Here is a 21,056-nt window from a genome sequence, read left to right on the forward strand (position 1 = left end):
GCCGTCAGGCCTGGTCGTTGATCAGCCTTCTCAGCAATTCGAGTTCCTGCGCCAGTGTGTTGTCGGCACCGGAAAGATCCTCGATCTTGCGCACCGCATGCAGCACGGTCGTATGGTCACGACCGCCGAACCGCCGCCCGATCTCCGGCAGCGAGCGCGGCGTCATCACCTTCGACAGATACATGGCGACCTGCCGTGGCTTGACGATGGTGCGTGTGCGCCGGTTGGACAGAAGTTCGGTCTTCGACACGTTGTAGTGGCGCGCGACGATGCGCTGGATGTCCTCGATACGCACCCGCTTGGGTTCGCCCGAACGATAGATGTGGCCAAGGATCTCGTCGATGCGGTCGATGGTGATCTGCGGTTCGAAGGATTGGCGAAACAAAAGCTGGTTGAAGGCACCTTCGAGCTCGCGTCCGCTGCCGGTCACCGTGCGGGCGACGTGGTTGAGGATCTCTTCGGAAATATCGAGCGACGCATCGTCGAGCTTGGCGGTGGCAAGCCTGAGCTTGAGCATACCGATACGCATGGCGAAATCCGGGGCTGACATTTCCAGCGCGACGCCGCCGTTGAGGCGCGAGCGGACGCGTGGCTCCAGCGACTCCAATTCCGACGGCGGCCGGTCGGCAGCGACCACCACTTGCTTGGCGCTGTCGAGCAGCATGTTGATCAAATGGCAGAATTCGTGCTGGATCGACTTGCCCTGCAGGAACTGCATGTCGTCGATGATGAGGAGGTCGATGTCGCGCAGCTGTTCTTTCAGCGTCAGTGCGTTGTTGTCGCGGATCGCGGTGGCGAACCGCCACATGAAATACTCAGCCGTCAGATAGACGACCCGCGATTTCGGATTCTGCTTCAGCGATTCTGCGGCGATCGCCTGCAACAGGTGCGTTTTGCCCAGCCCGACCGTCGCGTGAAGAAAGAGCGGATTGAAACGCACCGCGCTCGACTGCGATTCCGCGACCGCCTTGGCGGCGGCAAAAGCCACTCGGTTCGATGGTCCTTCGATGAAGGAGGTGAAAGTATAGCGTGGATCGAGTGGCGAACCGAGAACATTGTGCCGGAACTCGGTTTCTGCCGGCATCCCCGGGCGGGGTACCGGGACCCGTTCGACCCTACTGGGGCTCGCCGTGCCCGCAGAGAGCGCGGTTTGCGTCTGCCTGGTCATCTTGCGCGCCGGGGCCACTTCTGGCTCGACGCTGTTGCGGCCCTGCCGTGTGGCGGTGCGAACCACGATCTCGATCTTGAGGATCTCCGGATCCTCGTGCTTCCACAACTCGGTGATGAGATCGAGATAGTGGCCGTTGATCCATGAACGCAGGAATGCGGTTGGCACTGAGATGCGGACAATGCCCTTAGAGGATTCAGCGACCTTCATGCGCCCGAACCAGCTCGAATAGACCTCGGTTCCCAGACGCGCCTTCAACTGGGCCTTGACCCGATCGAACTTCTGTTCAGCTTCATTGGAAGCCGCCATGTCGTTCCTTCCGATTAACGTTCCAGGAAATGGGAGGTCGCCTGTAAGCTCCCTTTCGATGCCGCCGCTCTGCATGATCGAGTTCCTTGTCTCTTGTACCTGTTTTCCGCCGGGGATGCGCCTCCTGCATCCATGTTTCCGGCGACCGTGTCTTCGCTGCGACACCATCGCCGCCGCCGGCTGATGAATCGCCTCGTTGTCGGTCCGGCGCCGAAGAGCCGATCCGCTTTGGTCATGTCAGGGCAACAAAATGCCGTCCGGCGAAAAACCGCCGGCGCACCGTCGACCTGCCATGTACAATTACGCCAGTCCCCTACCGTATCGAAAAGACAAACCAACCCCGTCCGCGGAGTTGAATCCGCGGTGTAAACTCTGCCAATTTGAGCTGGCCGGTTTCAGGCTGGTCAAGGGCCAAGGGCCCGTCCCTTCGATGGACAGACATTACCGAAATCGCTGTGGATAGGGCAAGGCCACCCCTAACGGATTTTTAAGGAATCTGACTAGCAAGGGACGTTTCGAACGCCATGCTGCAACAGTTGATTTTGACAAAGCCATTGTGATTCAAACCCTTTTCCGGCGAATATGAAAAAGGCCACACAACGCGAAATTTTCTGAAATAATTCACTTGACAGCCAATTGTCGCCTATCGGCCGCAGCTGATGTGAACAAGCTGTGGATCACCATCGGTAAGCTTCTGAAAAGAAAAGGTAATCTGTGACGCTCGGAAATTTTCGTATTGGCGGTTTCGGAGGCTCCGAATATGAGCGGGCATGTATATGCCGGCAAAGCATTTCGAACTTTGAAATGCTCGCGGAGCGCCATTTTGCGGGCTTTCTTTTAAGTACTTGCCGGCAAACGAAAAAACCCGGCGCGATTGGCCGGGTTTGAAGAAGCGCAGTTCAGGAATGGATATATCAGGCTGACAGCACCTTGACCCGTTGGGCCAACCGCGACACCTTGCGCGATGCCGTGTTCTTGTGCACCACGCCCTTGGTCGCGGCGCGCATCAATTCCGGCTCGGCCACCTTGAAGGCAGCCTGTGCGGCCGCCTTGTCGCCAGCCGCGAGCGCCTCTTCGACCTGGCGGATGTAGGTCCGGACGCGGGAGCGGCGGTTCTTGTTGATCGCTGCGCGACGGGCGATCTTGCGCGTTGCCTTTTTGGCCGAGGATGTATTGGCCATGGTGCCTCTCTTCTGATCTGGTGGGCGCTTGCGGGATACCGCAGGGCGCAAAAAACAAACGGGCAGCCACAGGGCCGCCTCGATTGGTGCGGCTTATAGTTCAGCTTTTCCGGCGCGTCAACGCTGCAGCGCTTTCTTTTTGACCGGCGCCTTCGTCATCTCATCGGTTCGTGAAATTCGGCTTCCGCTTGCCGGTGAAGGCCGCCATGCCTTCCTTCTGGTCATCCAGCGCAAACAGCGAATGAAACAGCCGGCGCTCGAACCGCAGACCCTCGGTGAGCGTCGTCTCATAGGCGCGGTTGACGGCCTCCTTTGCCATCATCACCGACGGCAAGGAAAAACCAGCGATCTTGGACGCTGCCTTAAGCGCTTCCTCGATCAACTCGCCGGCTGGCACCACGCGCGAGACAAGGCCGGAACGCTCGGCCTCGGCTGCGTCCATCATTCGACCCGTCAGGCACATATCCATCGCCTTTGACTTGCCGACAAAGCGGGTCAGGCGCTGCGATCCGCCCATGCCGGGCATGACGCCCAGCGTGATCTCGGGTTGGCCAAACTTGGCGGTGTCGGCGGCGATGATGAAGTCGCACATCATCGCCAGTTCGCAGCCGCCCCCCAGCGCATAGCCCGCCACCGCCGCGATGATCGGCTTTCGTGCCCGCGTAAATTCTTCCCAGCCGACGAAGAAATCCTGCAGATAGGCATCCACATAGGAGATGGACTGCATTTCCTTGATATCGGCACCTGCCGCGAAAGCCTTTTCCGAACCAGTGATGACCATGGCGCCGATGTCGGCATTGGCGCCCATGCTATTCACCGACGCGACCAGTTCCGCCAGCACTTGTGAATTCAGCGCGTTGAGCGCCTGCGGCCGGTTCAGCGTAATCAGCCCGACCTTGCCGCGGGTTTCGACGATGATGGTTTCATAGCCCATGCTTTGCTCCTCCTCGCTTCTGGTTCAAGCCTGACAGGCCCGGCAGTGGAAAGTCGAACGACCGCTTTGCACGATACGCTCGATGTGGCCGCCACAACCAGGCTTGGAGCAGGCTTCCCCCTCGCGATCGTAAACCGCGAAGGAATGCTGGAAGTAGCCCAGCGATCCATCGGTCTGCATATAATCGCGCAACGACGAGCCGCCGGCGGCGATCGCATCGGCGACGACCGAGCGGATTGCTTCGGCCAGGCGTTCGCTCTGCTCTTTGGCTTTCTTGCCGGCTCTCGCGAGGGTGCCCGCTTCGCGCAGCGGCGACAGGCCGGCCCGCCAAAGCGCTTCCGAGACGTAGATATTGCCTAGCCCGGCAATCAGCCTCTGGTCCAGAAGTGCCGCTTTCAGCGGTGACTTGCGACCTTTCAGCAACGAAGCGAGCAGCGCGCCGTCCAGTGCGTTGCCTGTAGGCTCGACGCCTAATCCCGCCAGCATCGGATGCATGTCGGGCTCGCCTTCCGAAAACAGCATGAACCCGAAGCGGCGCGGGTCGTTGAAGATCACGCGAGAGCGGACGCCGGCAGGGGATGCGATGTCGAAGACGACGTGATCGTGAGCAGTGTTTTTCGAACGTTCGTGGTGGAACGCGCCGGGCGTTGCGCTCTCGTCGGCCGTTTCGATGCGAAACGAACCCGACATGCCGAGATGGCAGATCAGAACCGGGCCGTTGTCCATGTGCATTGTCAGATATTTGGCACGGCGGCCGAGCGCCGCAATCGTCTTGCCGGTCAGCCGCTCCGAAAATCTCTCGGGGAACGGAAACCGCAAATCCGGCCGGCGTGCCTCGACACCGACAATGCGGGCACCTTCAAGGGCCGGCTGCAGACCGCGCCTGACTGTCTCTACCTCCGGCAGCTCAGGCATGGCCACCTATCGTGGCATGGAAGGAGGTGCCGTGACGGCCGCGCGCCAGCCCGAGATGTTCGGCCACGGTTTCGCCGATGTCGGCAAATGTTGTCCTCAGTCCGATCTCTGCGCCTTTGAAACCCGGCCGTGTCCCGATAATCGGAATACGCTCGCGCGTGTGGTCGGTGCCGCGCCACGTCGGATCGTTGCCGTGATCGGCGGTCAAAATGAGCAGATCGCCTGGCCTCAGCCGTGCGAATGCCTCGGGCAGGCGCCGGTCGAAAGCTTCGAGTGCGGCGGCATATCCCGCAACGTCGCGCCGATGCCCGAACTCGGTGTCGAAGTCGACAAAGTTCGCGAAGACGAGGTCGCCGTCGCGGGCGTCTTCCATGGCACCAAGCGTTTTGTCGAACATCGCCATGTTGCCGGCAGCCTTGCGGACTTCCGAGATCCCCCGATGGGCGAAAATGTCGCCGATCTTGCCGATCGCGATAACCCGGCTGCCGCGCGCCGTCAGCCGATCGAGCAGCGTCGGTTCCGGCGGCGGTACGGCATAGTCGCGACGATTATGCGTTCGCTCGAACGTGGCGGCGGTTTCACCGATAAACGGCCTCGCGATGACGCGGCCGATATTCAGCGGATCGACGAGCCTGCGCACCACTTTGCAGAACTCGTAAAGCCGTTCCAGGCCGAAATGAACCTCATGCGCGGCGATCTGCAGGACGGAGTCGATCGAGGTGTAGCAGATCGGCTTGCCGGTGCGGATATGGCCTTCGCCGAACCGTTCGATAATCTCGGTGCCCGGAGCATGGCAATTGCCGAGGATGCCAGGCACCTTCCCTTCACGCACCATTGCGTCGGTCAACTCGGCCGGAAAGGCGGGAATCTTGTCTGGGAAGTAACCCCAGTCGAAACGGACCGGCAGGCCGGCTATTTCCCAATGGCCCGATGGCGTGTCCTTGCCGCTCGAAACCTCTTGGGCCGCGCCGTGAAAGGCGGCGGCAAGCGGCGCACTGCCGGCATTCTCGAACCTGAAACCCGTCGCCGTTGCCGCGGCCTGGCCGAGGCCGAGCGCGAGCATGTTTGGTACAAGAAGGGGTCCGGCACGCAGGCCTTCGCGATCGGCGCGGCCTTCTGCGCAGGCCCGCGCGATGTGTGCGAACGTATTAGAGCCGGTGTCGCCATAACGTTCGGCATCGGCCGCGCCGCCGATGCCGAAGGAGTCGAGGACAAAAAGGAAGGCGCGTGCCATCGAAAGGTTCATCATTGCCTGTGTGTTGGCTCAGACATAGGGTTCCGCGCCGCCATTGGCAATTCGGAAACCCAACGGCACGGCTTGGCGTGCTGGTCCCGGAGAGACGAATCGCGGCATGGTCGATCTGCGGATGGAAATGCGCGGCGCGGAGCTCGCATGAGGCTTGCCCTGACGGCATTCGCCGCCGTACTGGCTTTGCTGCTGGATGCGTCTTGCACAAACCTGGCGCGAGCCGATTGGCGCGATGTTATCGGAACGTTCCGTATCGGTATCGTCGCCGAACCGTTGCCGGTCCGAGGGACTATGTGCTGGCTGCAGCCATCGTGCGTCTAGTCTCGGCCCGCGGTCGCAAGCAATAGCAACAGACCGGTTAGCGGGCTTCAGGCGTCAGCAATCGCTGCACGGAATGGTCGGGCTCCTGCGCGGCCGCAGATAATAAGTTTCCGCCATCGATATCGAATTGAAGACCGAGCTCAACCCGAACCGGCTTTGGCCGTCCGCCGACCAGGTGATGATTGGCTTGTAGGCGAGATCGCTTTCGACCCGAATGAGGAACGTGCCTTTGATCTTGAGCGCGCTCGGGACCGTTGTGGTGGAATCCTTGACAGCGTCGACGCTAGAGACGCCATCGACCAGTTTGCGCGACCACACGACCAGGACTTTCGGCGTCGTCTCGTTCGTCACCTGTATCGCCGTGATAATGATCTTCGGTTTCGAGCGGTTGTAGGGCTGGAGCGTGGAACTGCCGATCGCCATGATGGCATCGACATCGGCCGCCTTGACGGTCTGCTGCTGCGTGACGAGGTCCGCTACCATGCTGCCGATGCGGCTGACCTTCTTGCTGGTCTCGATGGCTTGCGAGGCCTCCATTGTCATAAAGTACATGATCAACAGGACAGGCACGATGAGGGCAAACTCGACAGCCGCAATACCGCGGCGGTCCGAGCAAAGCCGGACTGCTCTTGTACAAATCCCTGCGATGCCCAGCTGTGCCCCCGCACGAATCATGGCTTTGCCCTTTTCAAGCGACTACGTGGTTCAGTTGTCGAACGGCTCGTTCTGCCAAGTGATCGAAGCAAAATGCAGCGTTTTGCCGTCCTTCAGGTTGGCCATCGATTTGGCCATGAAGTCGGTCATCACCGGCCATTTGTAAAAAACACGCAGCATGTTTCTCGACTCCGCCAGGCCAGGTGCGACGGTGAAGGTCTGTGTGCTCGTGCCCTTGGTCAGCACGACATCGCCATCCTGAATCTTGAAACCGGCCAGCGCCGCATCGGCGAAGGTCGGATATTCCCGCAAGTCCACCAGCAATCCGGGACAGGTCTTGGCGACCATGATCTCCAATTTGGTGCAGATCATATCCCGCAGCTTGGTCCCGGACACATCGGCCGGTCTTAGTTGGCCGGTACGCAGCTGGCGCGCGATGTCGTCGGTGGCGTTTGCCATCACTTCCTGTGCGGCAAAAGAAATGCAGCTCTCCAGGATGGCGAAGACAAGAAGCGCGAAAGGAATTGCAAGCATGGCGAATTCGATCGCCGTGCTTCCGCGGCGGTCGCCCAAAAACCGTCTTGGAGAACCTGCTCGTCCTGCCTTGTTCATGTCCTCTGCCCGCCGATGCCGCTTCTGTATCGGTCCCACCCTTAGTCGGAACCGATTGAAGTCCGGTTGGAATGACCGTTAAATTCAACGGGAAGGCCTTAACCCGGCGATAACCGAAGCACGTTCCCGCCAAAGGCGGACACGTCGGCTAGCTAATGCCCGGCGCTCATTTCGGCTTCAGAGGCCTTCTCGGCATCGCTCTTATACGAGCTTTCGCAATATGGCGCGCAGGACATGGTCTGTACTTCGGAACGCCGATAGATGCGCACCGACGACGCTGCCTGGCGCACGACGGTTATTTGCTCATCGACGATCGGGTTACCCTCCTGGTCGAGGACGACGAGATTGGTGACGCCAAATCCCTTGCCGGTCAGTACGATCGTCGATGCGTCCTGCACGGAGGCGTCGGCGATCGCCGGATTGCCGACGACAATCGTATCGGCGGCGCGCGACAATTTGATGATCTTTGCCTGGTTCATCGTCACCTCGATGCCGGCGCCGGCCTTGGCTGGAAAGGCGAAAGCCGCTGCGGCAAAAAGCACGGCAACTGGAAATGATGATCTCGGCCCGGCCATTGAGGCGCCCCCTGGCAAACTGTTCAACGGAACATGAACGAGATTGGTGAACCAACCGTTAAGCGGCTGGAGTTCAGGATCAAGCCGGAACCGGCATTGGGCCTAGCCGGCACGGCTGGAACGTCTTTGCCGAATTGCGCCTTTTGCGCCTTTTGTCAGCCCGGGCGCCTAGCGGCGGGTATTTTAGTTCTGGGTTAACCACGCAATCTCGTCGAAGCGGGAAAGGAATCGGTAAGCCTGTTTATTAAGCCGATTGAAACAGCTTCTCCTTAGATTCGCAGTATCCGATCAGCCACCAAGAGAAGTTGACGGAAGTGCTGTAACAATTGGAGTAGGAGCTCGAATGTCTAACCTCATCGCACGTTTTGTGAAGGACGAATCCGGCGCGACCGCTATCGAATACGGTCTGATCGCCGCTCTTATCGCACTCGCCATCATGGTCGGCGCCGGCCAGCTCGGCAACTCGCTGAACGCCAAGTTCACCGCCATCTCCACTAAGGTGAACGGTAGCTGACCGTAACGGGTTCGGTTGTTCTGAAATAAGGGCCGCCGCACTGGCGGCCCTTATTTAGTCCTGGTATGATTTGAAATTTAGGCCTCATCAGTCGTTAATCGAATAGGATTAGGCTGGGGCCAGATGCAATTGGGTCATAGGCGCGCCGATGCTTGAAGCCGTGATCTTCGTCGTGTTTCCGTTCTGCATGCTTTTTGCCGCGATCTCCGACATGCTTTCGATGACGATCGCCAATCGCGTGCCGGTGTTGCTTGTGGTTGTCTTCGCCTTGGTTGCGCCTTTGACCGGCATGGACTGGGCCACCTATGGCTGGCATTTCGCCGCCGCCGGCCTGGTTCTCGCGGTGACGTTCGGCCTGTTCGCGCTGGGCGGCATGGGCGGCGGCGACGCCAAGCTTCTGGCTGCCACTGCCATGTGGATGGGACTGAACATCCATCTCATCGAATACCTCGTCGCCTCGACATTCATCGGCGGCCTGCTGACGCTAGCCATCCTCGCCTATCGAAAATCGCCGCTTGCCGCCGTCACAAGCCACAATCCGTTCCTGCGCCATTTCGCCGATGAGGCGACCGGCGTTCCGTACGGCATTGCGCTTGGCATTGGCGGTCTGCTCACCTATTCCGACTCGCCGTTGATGGCCTGGGCACTTACCAGGCTGGCGGGCTGAATTTCGCTTTACGCCATTGGCGCCGAGCAGGCGAGTTGGCCACGTTTTCCTTCGGGCCGGGCTTGTCGGTCCAATTTATGTAAACGTTAAATTAATCACGATCGTAAGTATAACATTAACCTTGTTTTGACGATTGCCGCTGCAAAGTCCCGCTTGGCTACGTGGTTTGCCAAGGCGAGGTTCGGACAGATGCCAGCATCCCGATTGATTATTCTGAGCGTGGCGATAGCCGCGGCCGGTGGTGCAGGCTATGTCGCGAAGAACATGGTCGTGGCTCCGCCGCCTCCGGTTGTCGATTCCGGTCCTCAGGCGCCGGCGATCGCGCTGCAGGATGTGCTTGTTCTTTCCGGCGACGTTCCGATGGGCAGTCCGCTTGAAAACAACATTTCCTGGGAGTCATGGCCGTCCGCAGGCATCAACGCAAATTTCATCACCCGCGCCGCCGAGCCTGAAGCGCTGGACAAGCTGAAGGGCGCCGTCGCTCGCGTGGCGCTCTACGCCGGCGAGCCGCTGCGGCGCTCGAAGCTGATCGGTGAAGGGCAAAGCTTCATGTCGTCGATCCTGCCCTCCGGCATGCGGGCCGTTGCCACAAGCATCTCGGCCGACACCTCGGCCGGTGGCTTTATTCTTCCCAACGATTTCGTCGACGTCATCATGACCCGCAGAGCCGATCCCGCCAATGGCGGTGGTCCGGGCTTCACGACCGAAACTATCCTGAAGAACATTCGCGTCCTGGCGATCGACCAGACCATTCAGGAGGACGAGGAAGGTAAGAAGACCAGGGTTGGCCAGACCGCCACCCTGGAACTGACGCCGCAGCAGTCCGAGATCATCACCGTCGCACAGCAGATGGCGGATCGCCTGACATTGGCGCTGCGCTCGATCAAGGACAGTCAGGACAAGAATGTGGGCGAAGCCGATTACCTGGTTTCCGGCAATGGCCGGCGCGGAACCGTGCGGTTGATCAAGTCGGGCGAAGTTTCCGAAGTGGGGGCGAGGAAATGAGGCTAAAAACCAAATTGCCGGTCACGCTGGCTGCGGCGATCGGCCTGCTTTTCCTTGGAACGAATGCATATGGCGTTCTCTGTGCCAGCGCAGCAGGCGACAACGCCAGGGTCACGGCTTCGACCGCCACCCAGCGGGTCAAGCTCGGACTGAACAAATCGGTGGTCATCGACCTGCCGAGCGATGCCTACGATATTCTCGTCGCCAACCCAGCTGTAGCCGACGCGGTGACCCGCACTGCCAGGCGCATCTATCTGTTCGGAAAGGCGGTCGGCGAGACCAACATCTTCGTCTTTGGCCCGAATGGCGAGCAGATCGTCAGCCTTGATCTGGCGGTCGAACGCGATGTTGCCGGGCTGGAGGACTATATCAGGCGCTTCATCCCGTCATCGACCGTCAAAGTCGAACTCCTGAACGACAATGTCGTTCTGACCGGAACCGTGGACACGCCCCTGGATGCCAAGCGGGCGGAACAGCTGGCCACCATCTTCGTGTCGGGCGGTGAAGCGACCACGGGACAATATTCGCAGACTGCCGCCGGCGGTTCGGCCGAGGCTGGCGTCGCCATTGACAACCCGGATGCCGAGCGTCGCGTCAGCCAGATCGTCAACCTGCTGCAGATCATCGGCGACGACCAGGTCACGCTGAAGGTGACGGTTGCGGAAGTCAGCCGCTCGGTGATGAAGCAGCTCGGCGTCAATATGATGGGCAGCGGCAGCAGCAACGGCATCAGCTGGGGTGCGGTAAGCGACAATTTCACCGGTTTGGGCAAGTCGCTGTCGAACTCGGGCCTCGCCATCGGCAGCTCGACGCTGCAGGCCTACATCAACGCCATGGAACAGTCAGGCGTCATGAAAACCCTGGCCGAGCCAACACTGACAGCGGTATCCGGCGAGAAGGCGACCTTCAAGGTCGGCGGTGAATACAATATGGTGACCAGCGTTTCCCAAGCCGTATCCAACGATAACCAGACAGGTCTGAAGACCTATTCAATCGAGAAGATCGAATATGGCATTGGCCTGGAATTCCAGCCGGTGGTGCTGTCTCCCGGCCGCATCAGCCTGAAGGTCAGGACCTCGGTCTCCGAGCCGACAACGGAGGGATCAGTATCTTTGTCCGAAGGCGTAACAAGCCCCGGCATGAACGCCCTGTCGCTCCGCAAGCGCTTGGCCGACACAACAGTGGAACTGCCTTCGGGCGGCTCGATGATGATTGCCGGCCTTGTCCGCGATGATCTCAGGCAAGCCGTCAACGGCTTGCCCGGTCTGACAAAGATTCCAGTGCTTGGCGCGCTGTTCCGCAGCAGGGATTTCGTTCGCAACGAGACCGAGCTCGTCATCATCATTACGCCGTATCTGGTGAAGCCGGTGGCGCGCAACGATCTTGCCAAGCCGGATGACAATTTCAACGCCGCCAGCGATGGTGCCGGCATTTTCCTTGGCCGCGTCAACCGTGTCTACGGCACCATGCAGACCGACAAGCCCAACGGCCGTTACCACGGCGTTGTCGGCTTCATCTACAAGTAAGCGGGGAAGCGGTCATGTCTAAGGCAGCATCGAAGGCACGGGCGATCACCGCGACGCGGTCGGTCCATTCGCGAATCTGGCGGCCGGCCGTTCCCATTATGGCGATCGCGGTGGCGGCATTGCTGGCCGGCTGCGCCAATCGCGACAGCGTCACGGTGGGTGCCATACCGGACGATTATCGCACCACCCATCCGATCGTCATAGCCGAGAAGATACAGAAGATCGACCTTCCGGTCGGCGCCGGCGACCGTGGCATGACCAGATCCCAGCGCGACACGCTCCTGGGCTTCCTGGACGGATACGACAGGAGCGCGGCTCCGGTGCTGACGATCGAGATTCCGAGCGGTTCGGCCAACGAAATCGCGGCGGCCGCCGCCGGCCGCGATTTCGCCAGGCTTGCCATGGCCAGCGGCATCAGCCGGAAGCGGATCGCCATGCGGTCCTATCAATCCGGTTCGGTCGAAGCGTCCGCCCCGGTCCGTGTCGCCTACGTCTCGGTGAAGGCTCAGACGGATAAATGCGGGCGCTGGCCCGAAGACCTGCTGGAGACTTCGGAAAACAAGCACTATGCCGATTTCGGCTGTTCGTACCAAAACAACCTTGCCGCCCAGATGGCCAATCCGGTCGATCTGATCGGACCGCGCAAACAGACACCCATCGACGCGGCAAATCGGAGCGCGGTGATCGACGTCTATCGTGACAGAGGTATTTCGGACGAATTCCTCGGCAATTCGGAAGTCGAATATTAACGAGTGTTGAGGCTCAACAAACCCTAAGCCGCGCAAGTCACGGAAAGTGATGACAATGAGCAATCTTGCCTACGACACAGAGGTACCGGGCGGCGAAACCTCGGAGCAGGATATTGCCGCGATGCAGGCGTTGCGGCCGATCCCGCGCATTTCGATCCAGGCATTTTGCGAGACCGAAGGCGTAGCCAATCCGGTCGAGCGCGCCGGCGAGGATCGCCGCATGGCCAAGGCCCATCTGAAAGTGCATATGGGGGGCATCCCTACCGCTATCGAATTCTATCAGTCGGCGCCGACACCGAACCTGATCCTGCTTGAATCGCGCAGCGAGCCGAAGCTGTTGCTGGAACAACTCGCCCAGCTCTCCGAGCATTGTGACCCGACCTCCAAGGTGGTGGTTGTCGGCCACTACAACGATGTCGGCTTGTACCGCGAACTCATCCGTTCGGGCATTTCCGAGTATGTCATCGCGCCCGTATCGATGGCCGACATCGTCAGCGTGGTGTCTTCGATCTTCGTTGATCCGGAAGCTGAGCCGATCGGCCGCTCGATTGCCTTCATCGGCGCCAAAGGCGGCGTCGGCTCCTCGACCATAGCCCATAATGTGGCCTGGGCCATGTCGTCCCTTTTCAAATCCGAAGTGGTTGTCGCCGATCTCGACCTCGCCTTCGGAACGGCCAATATCAATTTCGACCAGGATCCGGCGCAAGGCATTGCCGAGGCAGTCTTCTCGCCGGAACGCGTCGACGAGGTCTATCTCGACCGGCTGCTCGCCCAATGCGCCGAGCACCTGTCGCTGCTTGCGGCCCCTTCGACGCTGGAGCGGGTCTACGATTTCGATCCCGACGCCTTCACCCAGCTTATCGACATAGCCCAGCGTAGCGCGCCGCTCCTCGTGCTCGATGTTCCCCACGTGTGGGCCGGCTGGACCAAGAACACGCTGGTCAAGGCCGACGAGATCGTCATCACGGCGACGCCCGAACTGGCCAATCTGCGCAACACGAAGAACCTGGTCGACATGCTGAAGCGGCTTCGTCCGAACGATCCCGCGCCAAAGCTTGTGATCAACCAGGCCGGTGTGCCGAAACGTCCTGAGATTACGCCGTCCGACTTCTCCGAATCGCTCGGCCTTTCGCCGATGTCGGTCATCCCGTTCGAGCCGCTTTTGTTCGGAAATGCTGCCAACAACGGACGTATGCTCGGTGAGATGGATGCCAAGAGTCCGGTTGTCGCCACGATCAACGAGATCGCCCATGTGCTGACAGGGCGCAGCGAAATCAAAGTGAAGAAAAAGGCTGGCCTCGGCAATCTGATCGGCAAGCTTTCGCGCAACAAGAAGTGATGCCTCAGCGGTGGAATTGGTAAGCGATCATGTTTGGTAAAAGAGGCAGCGACGACGGCAACCGGACCATTCCGGAATTCCGTCAGCCAGCACTCGCACCTGCTGCGCCGGCGGCCGCGAACCCTGTGGAAGCGGCTGTAACTGCCAGGTCGGCGGCGCTGCCGCCATCCGGCGCGCCTGCCGCGCCGGCGGTTCGCCGTGCGGTCGAGCCGCCGCCATTGGCCCCGGAGCCGAAAAGTATCCAGCGCCAAAAGAGCGAAACCTACTACGACACCAAAAGCCAGGTCTTCGCCGCACTCATCGATACGATAGATCTGTCGCAGCTCGCCAAACTCGATCCCGAAAGCGCGCGCGAGGAAATCCGCGACATTGTCAACGACATCATCGCGATCAAGAATTTCGCGATGTCCATCGCCGAGCAGGAAGAGCTTCTCGAGGATATCTGCAACGACGTTTTGGGCTACGGGCCGCTGGAGCCACTGCTTGCCCGCGACGATATTGCCGACATCATGGTCAATGGCTCCAAGAACGTCTACATCGAAGTCAACGGCAAGGTCGAGCAGACCGGCATCCGTTTCCGCGACAACCAGCAGCTCCTCAACATCTGCCAGCGTATCGTCAGCCAGGTTGGCCGCCGCGTCGATGAATCAAGCCCGATCTGCGATGCGCGTCTTCCTGATGGCTCCCGTGTCAACGTCATCGCACCGCCCCTGGCTATCGACGGCACCGCACTTACCATCCGCAAGTTCAAGAAGGACAAGCTGACGCTCGACCAGCTGGTCAAGTTCGGCTCGATTTCTCCGCAAGGGGCCGAGATTCTCAAGATCATCGGGCGTGTCCGCTGCAACATTGTCATCTCGGGCGGTACCGGCTCAGGCAAGACGACGCTGCTCAATTGCCTGACCAACTATATCGACCGCGAAGAACGCGTCATCACCTGCGAGGACTCAGCTGAGCTGCAATTGCAGCAGCCGCATGTGGTGCGTCTCGAAACCCGTCCGCCCAACCTCGAAGGCGAGGGCGAAGTGACCATGCGCGACCTGGTCAAGAACTGTCTGCGCATGCGCCCCGAACGTATTATCGTCGGCGAAGTGCGCGGACCCGAAGTGTTCGACCTGCTGCAGGCGATGAACACCGGCCATGACGGCTCGATGGGAACGATCCACTCGAACAGCCCGCGCGAATGCCTCAACCGTATAGAGTCGATGATCGCCATGGGCGGCTATACGCTGCCGCAAAAAACCGTGCGCGAAATCGTCGTCGGCTCCGTCGACGTGATCATACAGGCTGCACGCCTGCGCGACGGATCGCGGCGTATCACCCACATCACCGAGGTGATCGGCATGGAAGGTGACGTCATCATCACCCAGGACATCGTTCTCTATAACATCAAGGGCGAGGACGCGAACGGCAGGCTGCTGGGCGAGCACGTGTCGACTGGGATCGGCCGTCCGCATTTCTGGGAGCGCGCCCGCTACTACGGTGAGGAGCAGCGCCTCGCGGTTGCGCTCGAGGCGATGGAGAAACGCGCTGATTGATCCGTCTGGAAGCGTGGGGGCCAGGGTCGATGTTCGGAATTGACGGCACCGTATTGGCATTCGTTGTGCTCGCCGGCTTCAGCGCCGGCGCTGTGGCCTATGCTTTCCTGTTCAACCGGATCAGCACCGAGAAGCAGGTCGGCAAGCGGCTTGAATCGATCAAGACCGCCGAGACGGATCGATCCGTCGTCAAGGCGTCGCGCGATCGCGTGGCGGAAGCGGCCAAGCGTCGCAAGTCCGTCCAGGATTCGCTGAAGGATCTCGATCAAAAGCAAAAGTCCAATCAGAGCCTGGTCAAGAAACCACCGCTGAAGATCCAAATCCGTCAGGCCGGCATGAAGATCTCGCTCGAGCGCTTCTATGTCTACTCGGCGGTCTGCGGCGTCGTCTTGACGGCTCTTGTTTATTTCATCGGCGCACCGCTGCTGGTCTTGCCGGCTGCGCTGCTGGTCGGCGTCTTGGGTCTGCCCCGCTGGTTCGTCTCGTTTCGCCGCGCGCACCGCGTCAAGGCGTTCCTCAACGAATTTCCGAACGCGCTCGATATCATCGTGCGTGCGGTAAAATCCGGCCTGCCGCTGAACGACGCCGTGCGCCTGATCGCCAACGAATCCCCCGAGCCGGTCAAGACCGAGTTCCGCCGCATAGTCGATTCGCAGCAAATGGGTTTGTCGATCCCCGACGCGGCCATGCGCATGCCAGAAACGATGCCGTGCACCGAGGCGAGCTTCTTCGGCATCGTCATCCAGATCCAGTCTCAGGCCGGCGGCAATCTTTCCGAAGCGCTGGGCAATCTTTCGCGCGTGCTTCGCGACCGCAAGAAAATGAAAGCCAAGGTCCAGGCATTGTCCATGGAAGCCAAGGCATCCGCCGTGATCATCGGCGCGTTGCCTTTCGTCGTCGCCTTTCTCGTCTATTTGACGAGCCCGAACTACATCATGCCCCTCTTCATCACCAGCACCGGCCATCTGATCCTCGGTTGTTCCGGCATCTGGATGTCGATGGGCGTCCTGGTAATGCGCAAGATGATGAATTTCGAAGTCTAGGACTGGCGTATGACCGATCACGTCATCAGAACTCTCACCGACCCGTCCCTGCTGATCGCACTGCTGGTCGGCATCGCGGTGTTTGCGACCGTCTTCACGCTGCTGCCCGCTTTTGGCGGGAACCAGCTCAAGGCGCGCATGAAATCCGTAGCGCTGGAGCGCGATGAGCTGCGCGCCAAGCAGCGCGCGCGGCTGGCAGTCGAAGCCGACCGCCGCCGCAAGGGCCTGCGCGAAGAACAGTCGGTCGGCATGCGCAATATTGTCGATCGCCTGGATCTCAGGCGTGCGCTGGCGGATGAAGGTACCTTGCAGAAATTGAAAGTGGCAGGTTTTCGCGGGCAAAATCCGCTGACGCGCTTCCTTTTCTTCCGTCTCGTCCTGCCCTTCATCGGCTTTGCATTGGCGGCGATGTATCTGTTCGTGCTCGGCGGATTGCCCGAGCAGCCGCTTTTCGTGAAGCTGTTCGTGTGCATCGTGGTAGCCTATGCGGGATTCTACGCGCCGGTGCTCTACGTCAACAACCGCGCTACCAAGCGCAAGCAATCGATTCAGATGGCGTGGCCGGACGCGCTCGACCTGTTGCTGATATGCGTCGAGTCCGGCATGTCGGTGGAAGCGGCGCTTCGCAAGGTCGCCGATGAGATCGGCGCGCAATCGGTGGCATTGGCGGAAGAATTCATCCTGACAAACGCCGAGCTTTCCTATCTGCAGGAGCGCAAGCAGGCCTATGAGAACCTTGCAAGCCGAACTGGCCTGGAATCCGTCAGGTCGGTGTCCCAGGCGTTGGTTCAGGCCGAGCGCTACGGCACGCCCGTGGCGCATGCGTTGCGGGTGCTTGCCAGTGAGAGCCGCGACATGCGCATGAATGCCGCCGAGAAGAAGGCGGCCGCGCTGCCGCCGAAGCTCACCGTGCCGATGATCCTGTTCTTCCTGCCGGTGCTGTTCGCCATCATTCTGGGTCCCGCCGGCATCCAGGTGAGCCAGCGCGGCATCTTTGGCGACCAGCCGAAATCCAGCAGCGAGTAGCGCCAGCGGCGTTGCCAGAAACGCTGATACGATTCAGAGCCACGCTGCCGGTGCAGCGCGGCTCTTTGCGTTAGACATGTTGCGGAATTCGCGCGCCGGTTCGGCGCTCGAAGCGGTCAGTTGGTGGCGGGCTTTGCCTTGTCCTGGTCCTTGAGCTGGCTCCAGGCATTCTGCTGCGCCAGCATCTGGCGAAGGTAAGCGACGTTAGCCTGCGCCTGATCCTGCGACAGCTCTTGCGAGGCGATCTTCTCAGCCTCGTCGAAACGGCCTTGCAGACCGACGACCAGCGCAAGGTTCTGGCGGACGCGGCTATCTGCATTCGGCTGCTGGGCGGCTGAGCGCATATAGGTTTCGGCCGTGCGCAAATCACCTTCCAGCACGTACGACATGCCGAGATTGGAAAGGATCGACGGTTCGTTCGGCCTGAGGTCAAGCGCCTTGCGATAGCCTTGGCGCGCCTCGTCCTTCTGGCCGAGCTGGTCGAGAATAGCAGCTTCCGCCGATACCAGTTTCCAGTCAGGATATTCGGGCGTCTGGGCGCGGCGCACGGCATCGAGAGCCGGTTCGAACTGTCCGTTGGCGGCAAGCGCCTTGCCATAGGCGGCGAGCACGTCGCGGTCCTTCGGCAGGGCGATCGCCAGCTTGCGCATCACCGCAAGCGATTGGTCTGCGTCGCCGTCCATCTGCAGCGCCGCGGCATAATTTGTCGCGATCCGCTTGTCGCTGGGGTTTTTCGAATAGGACTGGCCGAGCGCCATCGTAGCGTTGTGCAGTTCGCCCGCCGACATTGTTTCCAGCGGCTTGCCGCTTGGACGAGAAATCGAGCCAGTCGTCAATTTGCTGGTTCCGCAGCCGGCGACGCCTGCGGCAAGCGCCATCATCAACGCCGTGCTGATCAGCCTATTTGCGCTGGCGTTCATCCTGCGGTTGGTCGGCATCGGCACCAGGGCTCCGTTCATGCGCGTGACCATTTGCGAGGTCATCTTTCCTCCCGCAGAAATATTCTGTTAACCCTAACGGAGAGTTAAGAAACGCCGACTCGGAAGCCGGAGGCCAGCGAATGCCTGTCGAACTCGTCGAGAAAGAATTGAGCAATGCGCTGCCGGTCCATCTGGTGGCGAAGGATGCTCTGGCGGCGGCGGGCCTTGCGCCATCGTCGGTCGCCTGGGCCAAGGCCAACGGCTTTTCCGGCGAGGCCGGCAGGACGCTGATCGTGCCTGGCGACAACGGCGCGATTGCCGGAGCCCTGTTCGGCACCGGTGATGGCGAGGGCGCACTGGCCATCGGCGCACTAGCGAGAGCCTTGCCCGAAGGCGAGTGGCATTTTGCGTCCGCACCGGCCAAGCCGGAGCTTACGGCACTCGCCGTAGCGCTCGGCGGCTATGTCTTCACCCGCTACGGCAAGAAGCCAGGCAAGACGCTTCGCCTCGCGCTGCCGGCAGGCACCGACATTGCCCGCATCCGCCGCATCGCCAATGGAGTTTTCCTGGCGCGCGATCTGGTCAACACGCCGACCAGCGATATGGGCCCCGATCAGCTGGAAAAAGCCGCCCGAACCTTGGCCGCGACGCACAAGGCCGAATTATCGGTGACCAAAGGCGACGATCTTCTTACCGCCAACTTTCCGATGATCCACGCCGTCGGTCGGGCTTCTGCCGACGCGCCGCGCCTGATCGACATGATTTGGGGGCCGAACAATGCCCCCAGGATAACGCTGGTCGGCAAGGGCGTCTGCTTCGATACAGGCGGTCTCGACATCAAGCCGTCCTCGGGCATGCTTTTGATGAAGAAGGACATGGGCGGCGCTGCCAACGTGCTGGGCCTCGCTTCCATGATCATGGCCACCGGGCTGAAGGTCCGGCTTCGCGTGCTCATCCCGGCTGTCGAGAATTCGATAGCCGGCAACGCCTTCCGGCCAGGCGACGTGCTGGTGAGCCGCAAGGGCATCACCGTCGAAATCGGCAACACCGACGCCGAAGGACGGCTGGTGCTCGCCGATGCCTTGGCCTTGGCCGACGACGAAGAGCCGCAGATGCTGGTCGATATGGCGACGCTGACAGGCGCTGCCCGTGTTGCGCTCGGTCCCGACCTGCCGCCGTTCTACACCGGTGACGAGGCGCTTGCATCCGAGCTGGCGGACGCCTCCGTTGCGGTCGAGGATCCGCTATGGCGCATGCCGTTGTGGAAGCCCTATGACGCCAAGCTGGCGTCGAAGGTGGCCAACATCAACAACGTCACGTCGGACGGTTTCGCCGGCTCGATCACCGCGGCGCTTTTCCTGAAGCGCTTCGTGGAAAAGACCGCCGGCTGGGCGCATGTCGACATCTTCGCCTGGAACCCGTTCGACCGCCCGCACGGCCTTGCCGGTGGCGAAGCGCAAGGCATCCGGGCGCTGGAGCAGGTCATTTCGAACCGCTACGGCTGATTCTCGGGCATAGCCGACGAAGGTATTGACTGAAACGGAACCGAAACAATTTTCCGTCATGCTGGACGGATGTCGATTATCATGCGTCCAAGCCAGGCCTTGCGACTATGGCAACAGGTGGTGTTATCCGAGGTGCGTGACGACGCGCCCGATCTCACTATGCGCCAGACGGCGATCCTGTTCACCATCTATCTCGATCCGCCGCCGCACACGGTGCGGGGGTTAGCCGCCCGACTCAACGTCACCAAGCCGGTGATCACCCGTGCGCTCGATACGATGGGGGCGCTGAAACTGGTGTCGCGCCACCGCGACGAGCTCGACAAGCGCAACGTGCTGGTCAGGCGCACGGTCGAAGGCGCGCTCTTTGTCGAGCGCTTTGGCGATGTTATCATTGCCAGAGCCCAAGAGTTGCCCATTTGAACGAGTTGCCGATTTGACCGCCAGGGATGCCCGCCTCCATGCCTTCCGCTCCGATCTCGCCGACGCCAGGCTGACAGGCGAGGTCGCCGCCGACCGTTTCGTCGCCGGCCGGCCGGCTCGCATATCAGCCTCCGCGGCCGATGTCCGCAAGGCTCCGCGCCCGGATGCCGGCGTCGATACCCAGCTTCTGTTCGGCGAAGACGTCCTCGTCTTCGAGGACGTTGAGGGCTGGGCCTGGATACAGGCCGAGCGCGACGGCTATGTCGGCTATGTCGCCGACACTGTGCTGGGCGGTCGGGACCATGCACCCACGCATGTTGTCTCGGTGCCGCGCACTTTCCTCTATCCGGGACCGGATTTGCGGTTCCCGGTGAGCGGGGAGCTCTCGATGGGGTCAGCGGTAACAGTGAAAGGCGCGGCTGAAACACGCCGCACGTACTATGCTCTGCTGCCATCCGGCGAGGCGGTCATATCTGACCATCTCAGGCCTGTCGCCGAGGTTGCCCCCGACTACGTCGCGGTCGCCGAGGCGTTTCTCGGCACGCCCTATCTATGGGGCGGCGTTTCCGGCTTCGGCATCGATTGTTCCGGTCTCGTGCAACTTGCAATGCACATGGCTGGCAGGCAAGTGCTGCGCGACACCGACATGCAGGCGGCGACCGTCGGTGAACCGCTCGACCTCGGGCCGGATTTTGCCGGGTTGCGGCGCGGCGACCTGGTCTTCTGGAAAGGCCACGTCGCGATCATGACGGATCCGGAGACCATGATCCACGCCAACGGCCACACCATGCTGGTGTCGCGTGAAGGACTGAGGGAGGCGGTCGCCCGTATCGGCTATCTCTATGGCGGACCGACCGGGTTTCGCCGGCCGTAACGCGAATCGATC

At 60.8% G+C, this 21,056-nt stretch carries 21 protein-coding genes and 1 pseudogene; 13 read left to right on the forward strand and 9 right to left on the reverse strand.

Annotated elements, in window-relative coordinates:
* Window positions 1–4 precede the first annotated feature (4 nt).
* The 5 genes from dnaA to NKI25_RS05250 all read right to left on the reverse strand — a co-directional run bounded on the left by dnaA (window position 5) and on the right by NKI25_RS05250 (window position 5,741).
* Window positions 5–1,477, reverse strand: coding sequence for a chromosomal replication initiator protein DnaA (gene dnaA / locus NKI25_RS05230; protein ID WP_023676921.1), 1,473 nt, complete (start codon window positions 1,475–1,477; stop codon window positions 5–7).
* A 914-nt stretch (window positions 1,478–2,391) separates the two neighbouring features.
* On the reverse strand, window positions 2,392–2,658 hold the full coding sequence (rpsT, locus tag NKI25_RS05235; RefSeq protein ID WP_023676922.1) for a 30S ribosomal protein S20: 267 nt from the start codon (window positions 2,656–2,658) through the stop codon (window positions 2,392–2,394).
* 160 nt (window positions 2,659–2,818) lie between these two features.
* Window positions 2,819–3,592, reverse strand: a complete 774-nt coding sequence (locus NKI25_RS05240) for an enoyl-CoA hydratase (protein WP_023676923.1) — start codon at window positions 3,590–3,592, stop codon at window positions 2,819–2,821.
* Between the two features lie 24 nt (window positions 3,593–3,616).
* Window positions 3,617–4,507 carry a bifunctional DNA-formamidopyrimidine glycosylase/DNA-(apurinic or apyrimidinic site) lyase gene (gene mutM, locus NKI25_RS05245; RefSeq protein ID WP_352448614.1) on the reverse strand — a complete coding sequence of 297 codons (891 nt, stop codon included), beginning with the start codon at window positions 4,505–4,507 and terminating at the stop codon, window positions 3,617–3,619.
* Entirely contained in the window at window positions 4,500–5,741 is a 1,242-nt protein-coding gene (locus NKI25_RS05250) for a phosphopentomutase (RefSeq protein ID WP_352826897.1), read from the reverse strand. The genes mutM and NKI25_RS05250 overlap by 8 nt, the downstream gene beginning before the upstream one ends.
* Before the next feature lie 159 nt (window positions 5,742–5,900).
* Between NKI25_RS05250 and NKI25_RS36435 the strand changes: the two are divergent.
* Window positions 5,901–6,029, forward strand: a pseudogene (locus tag NKI25_RS36435) (phosphate/phosphite/phosphonate ABC transporter substrate-binding protein); the annotation flags it as partial.
* A 102-nt stretch (window positions 6,030–6,131) separates the two neighbouring features.
* Here NKI25_RS36435 and NKI25_RS05255 read toward each other — a convergent pair.
* The 3 genes from NKI25_RS05255 to NKI25_RS05265 all read right to left on the reverse strand — a co-directional run bounded on the left by NKI25_RS05255 (window position 6,132) and on the right by NKI25_RS05265 (window position 7,918).
* Entirely contained in the window at window positions 6,132–6,752 is a 621-nt protein-coding gene (locus tag NKI25_RS05255) for a TadE/TadG family type IV pilus assembly protein (protein WP_023676926.1), read from the reverse strand.
* Window positions 6,753–6,782: 30 nt separating this feature from the next.
* Complete coding sequence (locus NKI25_RS05260) at window positions 6,783–7,343, reverse strand: TadE/TadG family type IV pilus assembly protein (RefSeq protein ID WP_352455127.1); 561 nt, start codon at window positions 7,341–7,343, stop codon at window positions 6,783–6,785.
* 152 nt (window positions 7,344–7,495) lie between these two features.
* Window positions 7,496–7,918, reverse strand: a complete 423-nt coding sequence (locus NKI25_RS05265; protein ID WP_352455128.1) for a pilus assembly protein N-terminal domain-containing protein — start codon at window positions 7,916–7,918, stop codon at window positions 7,496–7,498.
* 343 nt (window positions 7,919–8,261) lie between these two features.
* Here NKI25_RS05265 and NKI25_RS05270 point away from each other — a divergent pair, with 343 nt between their 5' ends.
* From NKI25_RS05270 to NKI25_RS05310, 9 genes are all read left to right on the forward strand, one after another.
* The gene (locus tag NKI25_RS05270) at window positions 8,262–8,432 is read left to right on the forward strand and encodes a Flp family type IVb pilin (protein WP_023676929.1); all 171 of its coding nucleotides are present in this window, start codon (window positions 8,262–8,264) and stop codon (window positions 8,430–8,432) included.
* A 148-nt stretch (window positions 8,433–8,580) separates the two neighbouring features.
* Complete coding sequence (locus tag NKI25_RS05275) at window positions 8,581–9,099, forward strand: A24 family peptidase (RefSeq protein ID WP_023676930.1); 519 nt, start codon at window positions 8,581–8,583, stop codon at window positions 9,097–9,099.
* A gap of 189 nt (window positions 9,100–9,288) precedes the next feature.
* Window positions 9,289–10,104, forward strand: a complete 816-nt coding sequence (gene cpaB / locus NKI25_RS05280) for a Flp pilus assembly protein CpaB (RefSeq protein ID WP_023676931.1) — start codon at window positions 9,289–9,291, stop codon at window positions 10,102–10,104.
* Window positions 10,101–11,630, forward strand: coding sequence for a type II and III secretion system protein family protein (locus NKI25_RS05285; protein WP_352589099.1), 1,530 nt, complete (start codon window positions 10,101–10,103; stop codon window positions 11,628–11,630). Before cpaB ends, NKI25_RS05285 begins: the two co-directional genes overlap by 4 nt.
* Before the next feature lie 14 nt (window positions 11,631–11,644).
* The gene (locus tag NKI25_RS05290; RefSeq protein ID WP_352589101.1) at window positions 11,645–12,379 is read left to right on the forward strand and encodes a CpaD family pilus assembly protein; all 735 of its coding nucleotides are present in this window, start codon (window positions 11,645–11,647) and stop codon (window positions 12,377–12,379) included.
* A gap of 55 nt (window positions 12,380–12,434) precedes the next feature.
* A complete protein-coding gene (locus tag NKI25_RS05295; protein ID WP_352621909.1) occupies window positions 12,435–13,718 on the forward strand; it encodes a CpaE/TadZ family protein in 1,284 nt (427 codons plus the stop codon).
* Between the two features lie 29 nt (window positions 13,719–13,747).
* A complete protein-coding gene (locus tag NKI25_RS05300) occupies window positions 13,748–15,256 on the forward strand; it encodes a TadA family conjugal transfer-associated ATPase (RefSeq protein WP_352998221.1) in 1,509 nt (502 codons plus the stop codon).
* Window positions 15,257–15,285: 29 nt separating this feature from the next.
* Window positions 15,286–16,299: a type II secretion system F family protein gene (locus tag NKI25_RS05305; RefSeq protein WP_023676935.1), complete on the forward strand. Its 1,014-nt coding sequence runs from the start codon at window positions 15,286–15,288 to the stop codon at window positions 16,297–16,299.
* A 9-nt stretch (window positions 16,300–16,308) separates the two neighbouring features.
* Complete coding sequence (locus NKI25_RS05310; RefSeq protein ID WP_023676936.1) at window positions 16,309–17,325, forward strand: type II secretion system F family protein; 1,017 nt, start codon at window positions 16,309–16,311, stop codon at window positions 17,323–17,325.
* Between the two features lie 116 nt (window positions 17,326–17,441).
* On the opposite strand, the gene NKI25_RS05315 is transcribed toward NKI25_RS05310, so the two are convergent.
* Window positions 17,442–18,263, reverse strand: a complete 822-nt coding sequence (locus NKI25_RS05315; RefSeq protein WP_023676937.1) for a tetratricopeptide repeat protein — start codon at window positions 18,261–18,263, stop codon at window positions 17,442–17,444.
* Between the two features lie 122 nt (window positions 18,264–18,385).
* Between NKI25_RS05315 and NKI25_RS05320 the strand changes: the two genes are divergently transcribed.
* The 3 genes from NKI25_RS05320 (at window position 18,386) to NKI25_RS05330 (ending at window position 21,044) form a co-directional block, all read left to right on the forward strand.
* Complete coding sequence (locus tag NKI25_RS05320; protein WP_023676938.1) at window positions 18,386–19,750, forward strand: leucyl aminopeptidase family protein; 1,365 nt, start codon at window positions 18,386–18,388, stop codon at window positions 19,748–19,750.
* Between the two features lie 69 nt (window positions 19,751–19,819).
* Window positions 19,820–20,170 (forward strand): MarR family winged helix-turn-helix transcriptional regulator, encoded by a 351-nt coding sequence (locus NKI25_RS05325; RefSeq protein WP_023676939.1) that lies wholly within the window; start codon window positions 19,820–19,822, stop codon window positions 20,168–20,170.
* A complete protein-coding gene (locus NKI25_RS05330; protein ID WP_084641121.1) occupies window positions 20,133–21,044 on the forward strand; it encodes a C40 family peptidase in 912 nt (303 codons plus the stop codon). Before NKI25_RS05325 ends, NKI25_RS05330 begins: the two co-directional genes overlap by 38 nt.
* Window positions 21,045–21,056 lie beyond the last annotated feature (12 nt).

Source organism: Mesorhizobium sp. M0808, from assembly GCF_040320025.1.
GTDB lineage: Bacteria > Pseudomonadota > Alphaproteobacteria > Rhizobiales > Rhizobiaceae > Mesorhizobium.

Coding starts and splice junctions, on each gene's coding strand:
- cpaB (WP_023676931.1), top strand. CDS start 9,289: ATGCCAGCATCCCGATTGATTATTCTGAGCGTGGCGATAGCCGCGGCC.
- NKI25_RS05260 (WP_352455127.1), bottom strand. CDS start 7,343: ATGAACAAGGCAGGACGAGCAGGTTCTCCAAGACGGTTTTTGGGCGAC.
- NKI25_RS05305 (WP_023676935.1), top strand. CDS start 15,286: ATGTTCGGAATTGACGGCACCGTATTGGCATTCGTTGTGCTCGCCGGC.
- NKI25_RS05315 (WP_023676937.1), bottom strand. CDS start 18,263: ATGCCGACCAACCGCAGGATGAACGCCAGCGCAAATAGGCTGATCAGC.
- NKI25_RS05320 (WP_023676938.1), top strand. CDS start 18,386: ATGCCTGTCGAACTCGTCGAGAAAGAATTGAGCAATGCGCTGCCGGTC.
- NKI25_RS05300 (WP_352998221.1), top strand. CDS start 13,748: ATGTTTGGTAAAAGAGGCAGCGACGACGGCAACCGGACCATTCCGGAA.
- NKI25_RS05310 (WP_023676936.1), top strand. CDS start 16,309: ATGACCGATCACGTCATCAGAACTCTCACCGACCCGTCCCTGCTGATC.
- NKI25_RS05295 (WP_352621909.1), top strand. CDS start 12,435: ATGAGCAATCTTGCCTACGACACAGAGGTACCGGGCGGCGAAACCTCG.
- mutM (WP_352448614.1), bottom strand. CDS start 4,507: ATGCCTGAGCTGCCGGAGGTAGAGACAGTCAGGCGCGGTCTGCAGCCG.
- NKI25_RS05285 (WP_352589099.1), top strand. CDS start 10,101: ATGAGGCTAAAAACCAAATTGCCGGTCACGCTGGCTGCGGCGATCGGC.
- NKI25_RS05290 (WP_352589101.1), top strand. CDS start 11,645: ATGTCTAAGGCAGCATCGAAGGCACGGGCGATCACCGCGACGCGGTCG.
- NKI25_RS05265 (WP_352455128.1), bottom strand. CDS start 7,918: ATGGCCGGGCCGAGATCATCATTTCCAGTTGCCGTGCTTTTTGCCGCA.
- NKI25_RS05255 (WP_023676926.1), bottom strand. CDS start 6,752: ATGATTCGTGCGGGGGCACAGCTGGGCATCGCAGGGATTTGTACAAGA.
- NKI25_RS05325 (WP_023676939.1), top strand. CDS start 19,820: ATGTCGATTATCATGCGTCCAAGCCAGGCCTTGCGACTATGGCAACAG.
- NKI25_RS05240 (WP_023676923.1), bottom strand. CDS start 3,592: ATGGGCTATGAAACCATCATCGTCGAAACCCGCGGCAAGGTCGGGCTG.
- dnaA (WP_023676921.1), bottom strand. CDS start 1,477: ATGGCGGCTTCCAATGAAGCTGAACAGAAGTTCGATCGGGTCAAGGCC.
- rpsT (WP_023676922.1), bottom strand. CDS start 2,658: ATGGCCAATACATCCTCGGCCAAAAAGGCAACGCGCAAGATCGCCCGT.
- NKI25_RS05270 (WP_023676929.1), top strand. CDS start 8,262: ATGTCTAACCTCATCGCACGTTTTGTGAAGGACGAATCCGGCGCGACC.
- NKI25_RS05275 (WP_023676930.1), top strand. CDS start 8,581: ATGCTTGAAGCCGTGATCTTCGTCGTGTTTCCGTTCTGCATGCTTTTT.
- NKI25_RS05330 (WP_084641121.1), top strand. CDS start 20,133: ATGTTATCATTGCCAGAGCCCAAGAGTTGCCCATTTGAACGAGTTGCC.
- NKI25_RS05250 (WP_352826897.1), bottom strand. CDS start 5,741: ATGGCACGCGCCTTCCTTTTTGTCCTCGACTCCTTCGGCATCGGCGGC.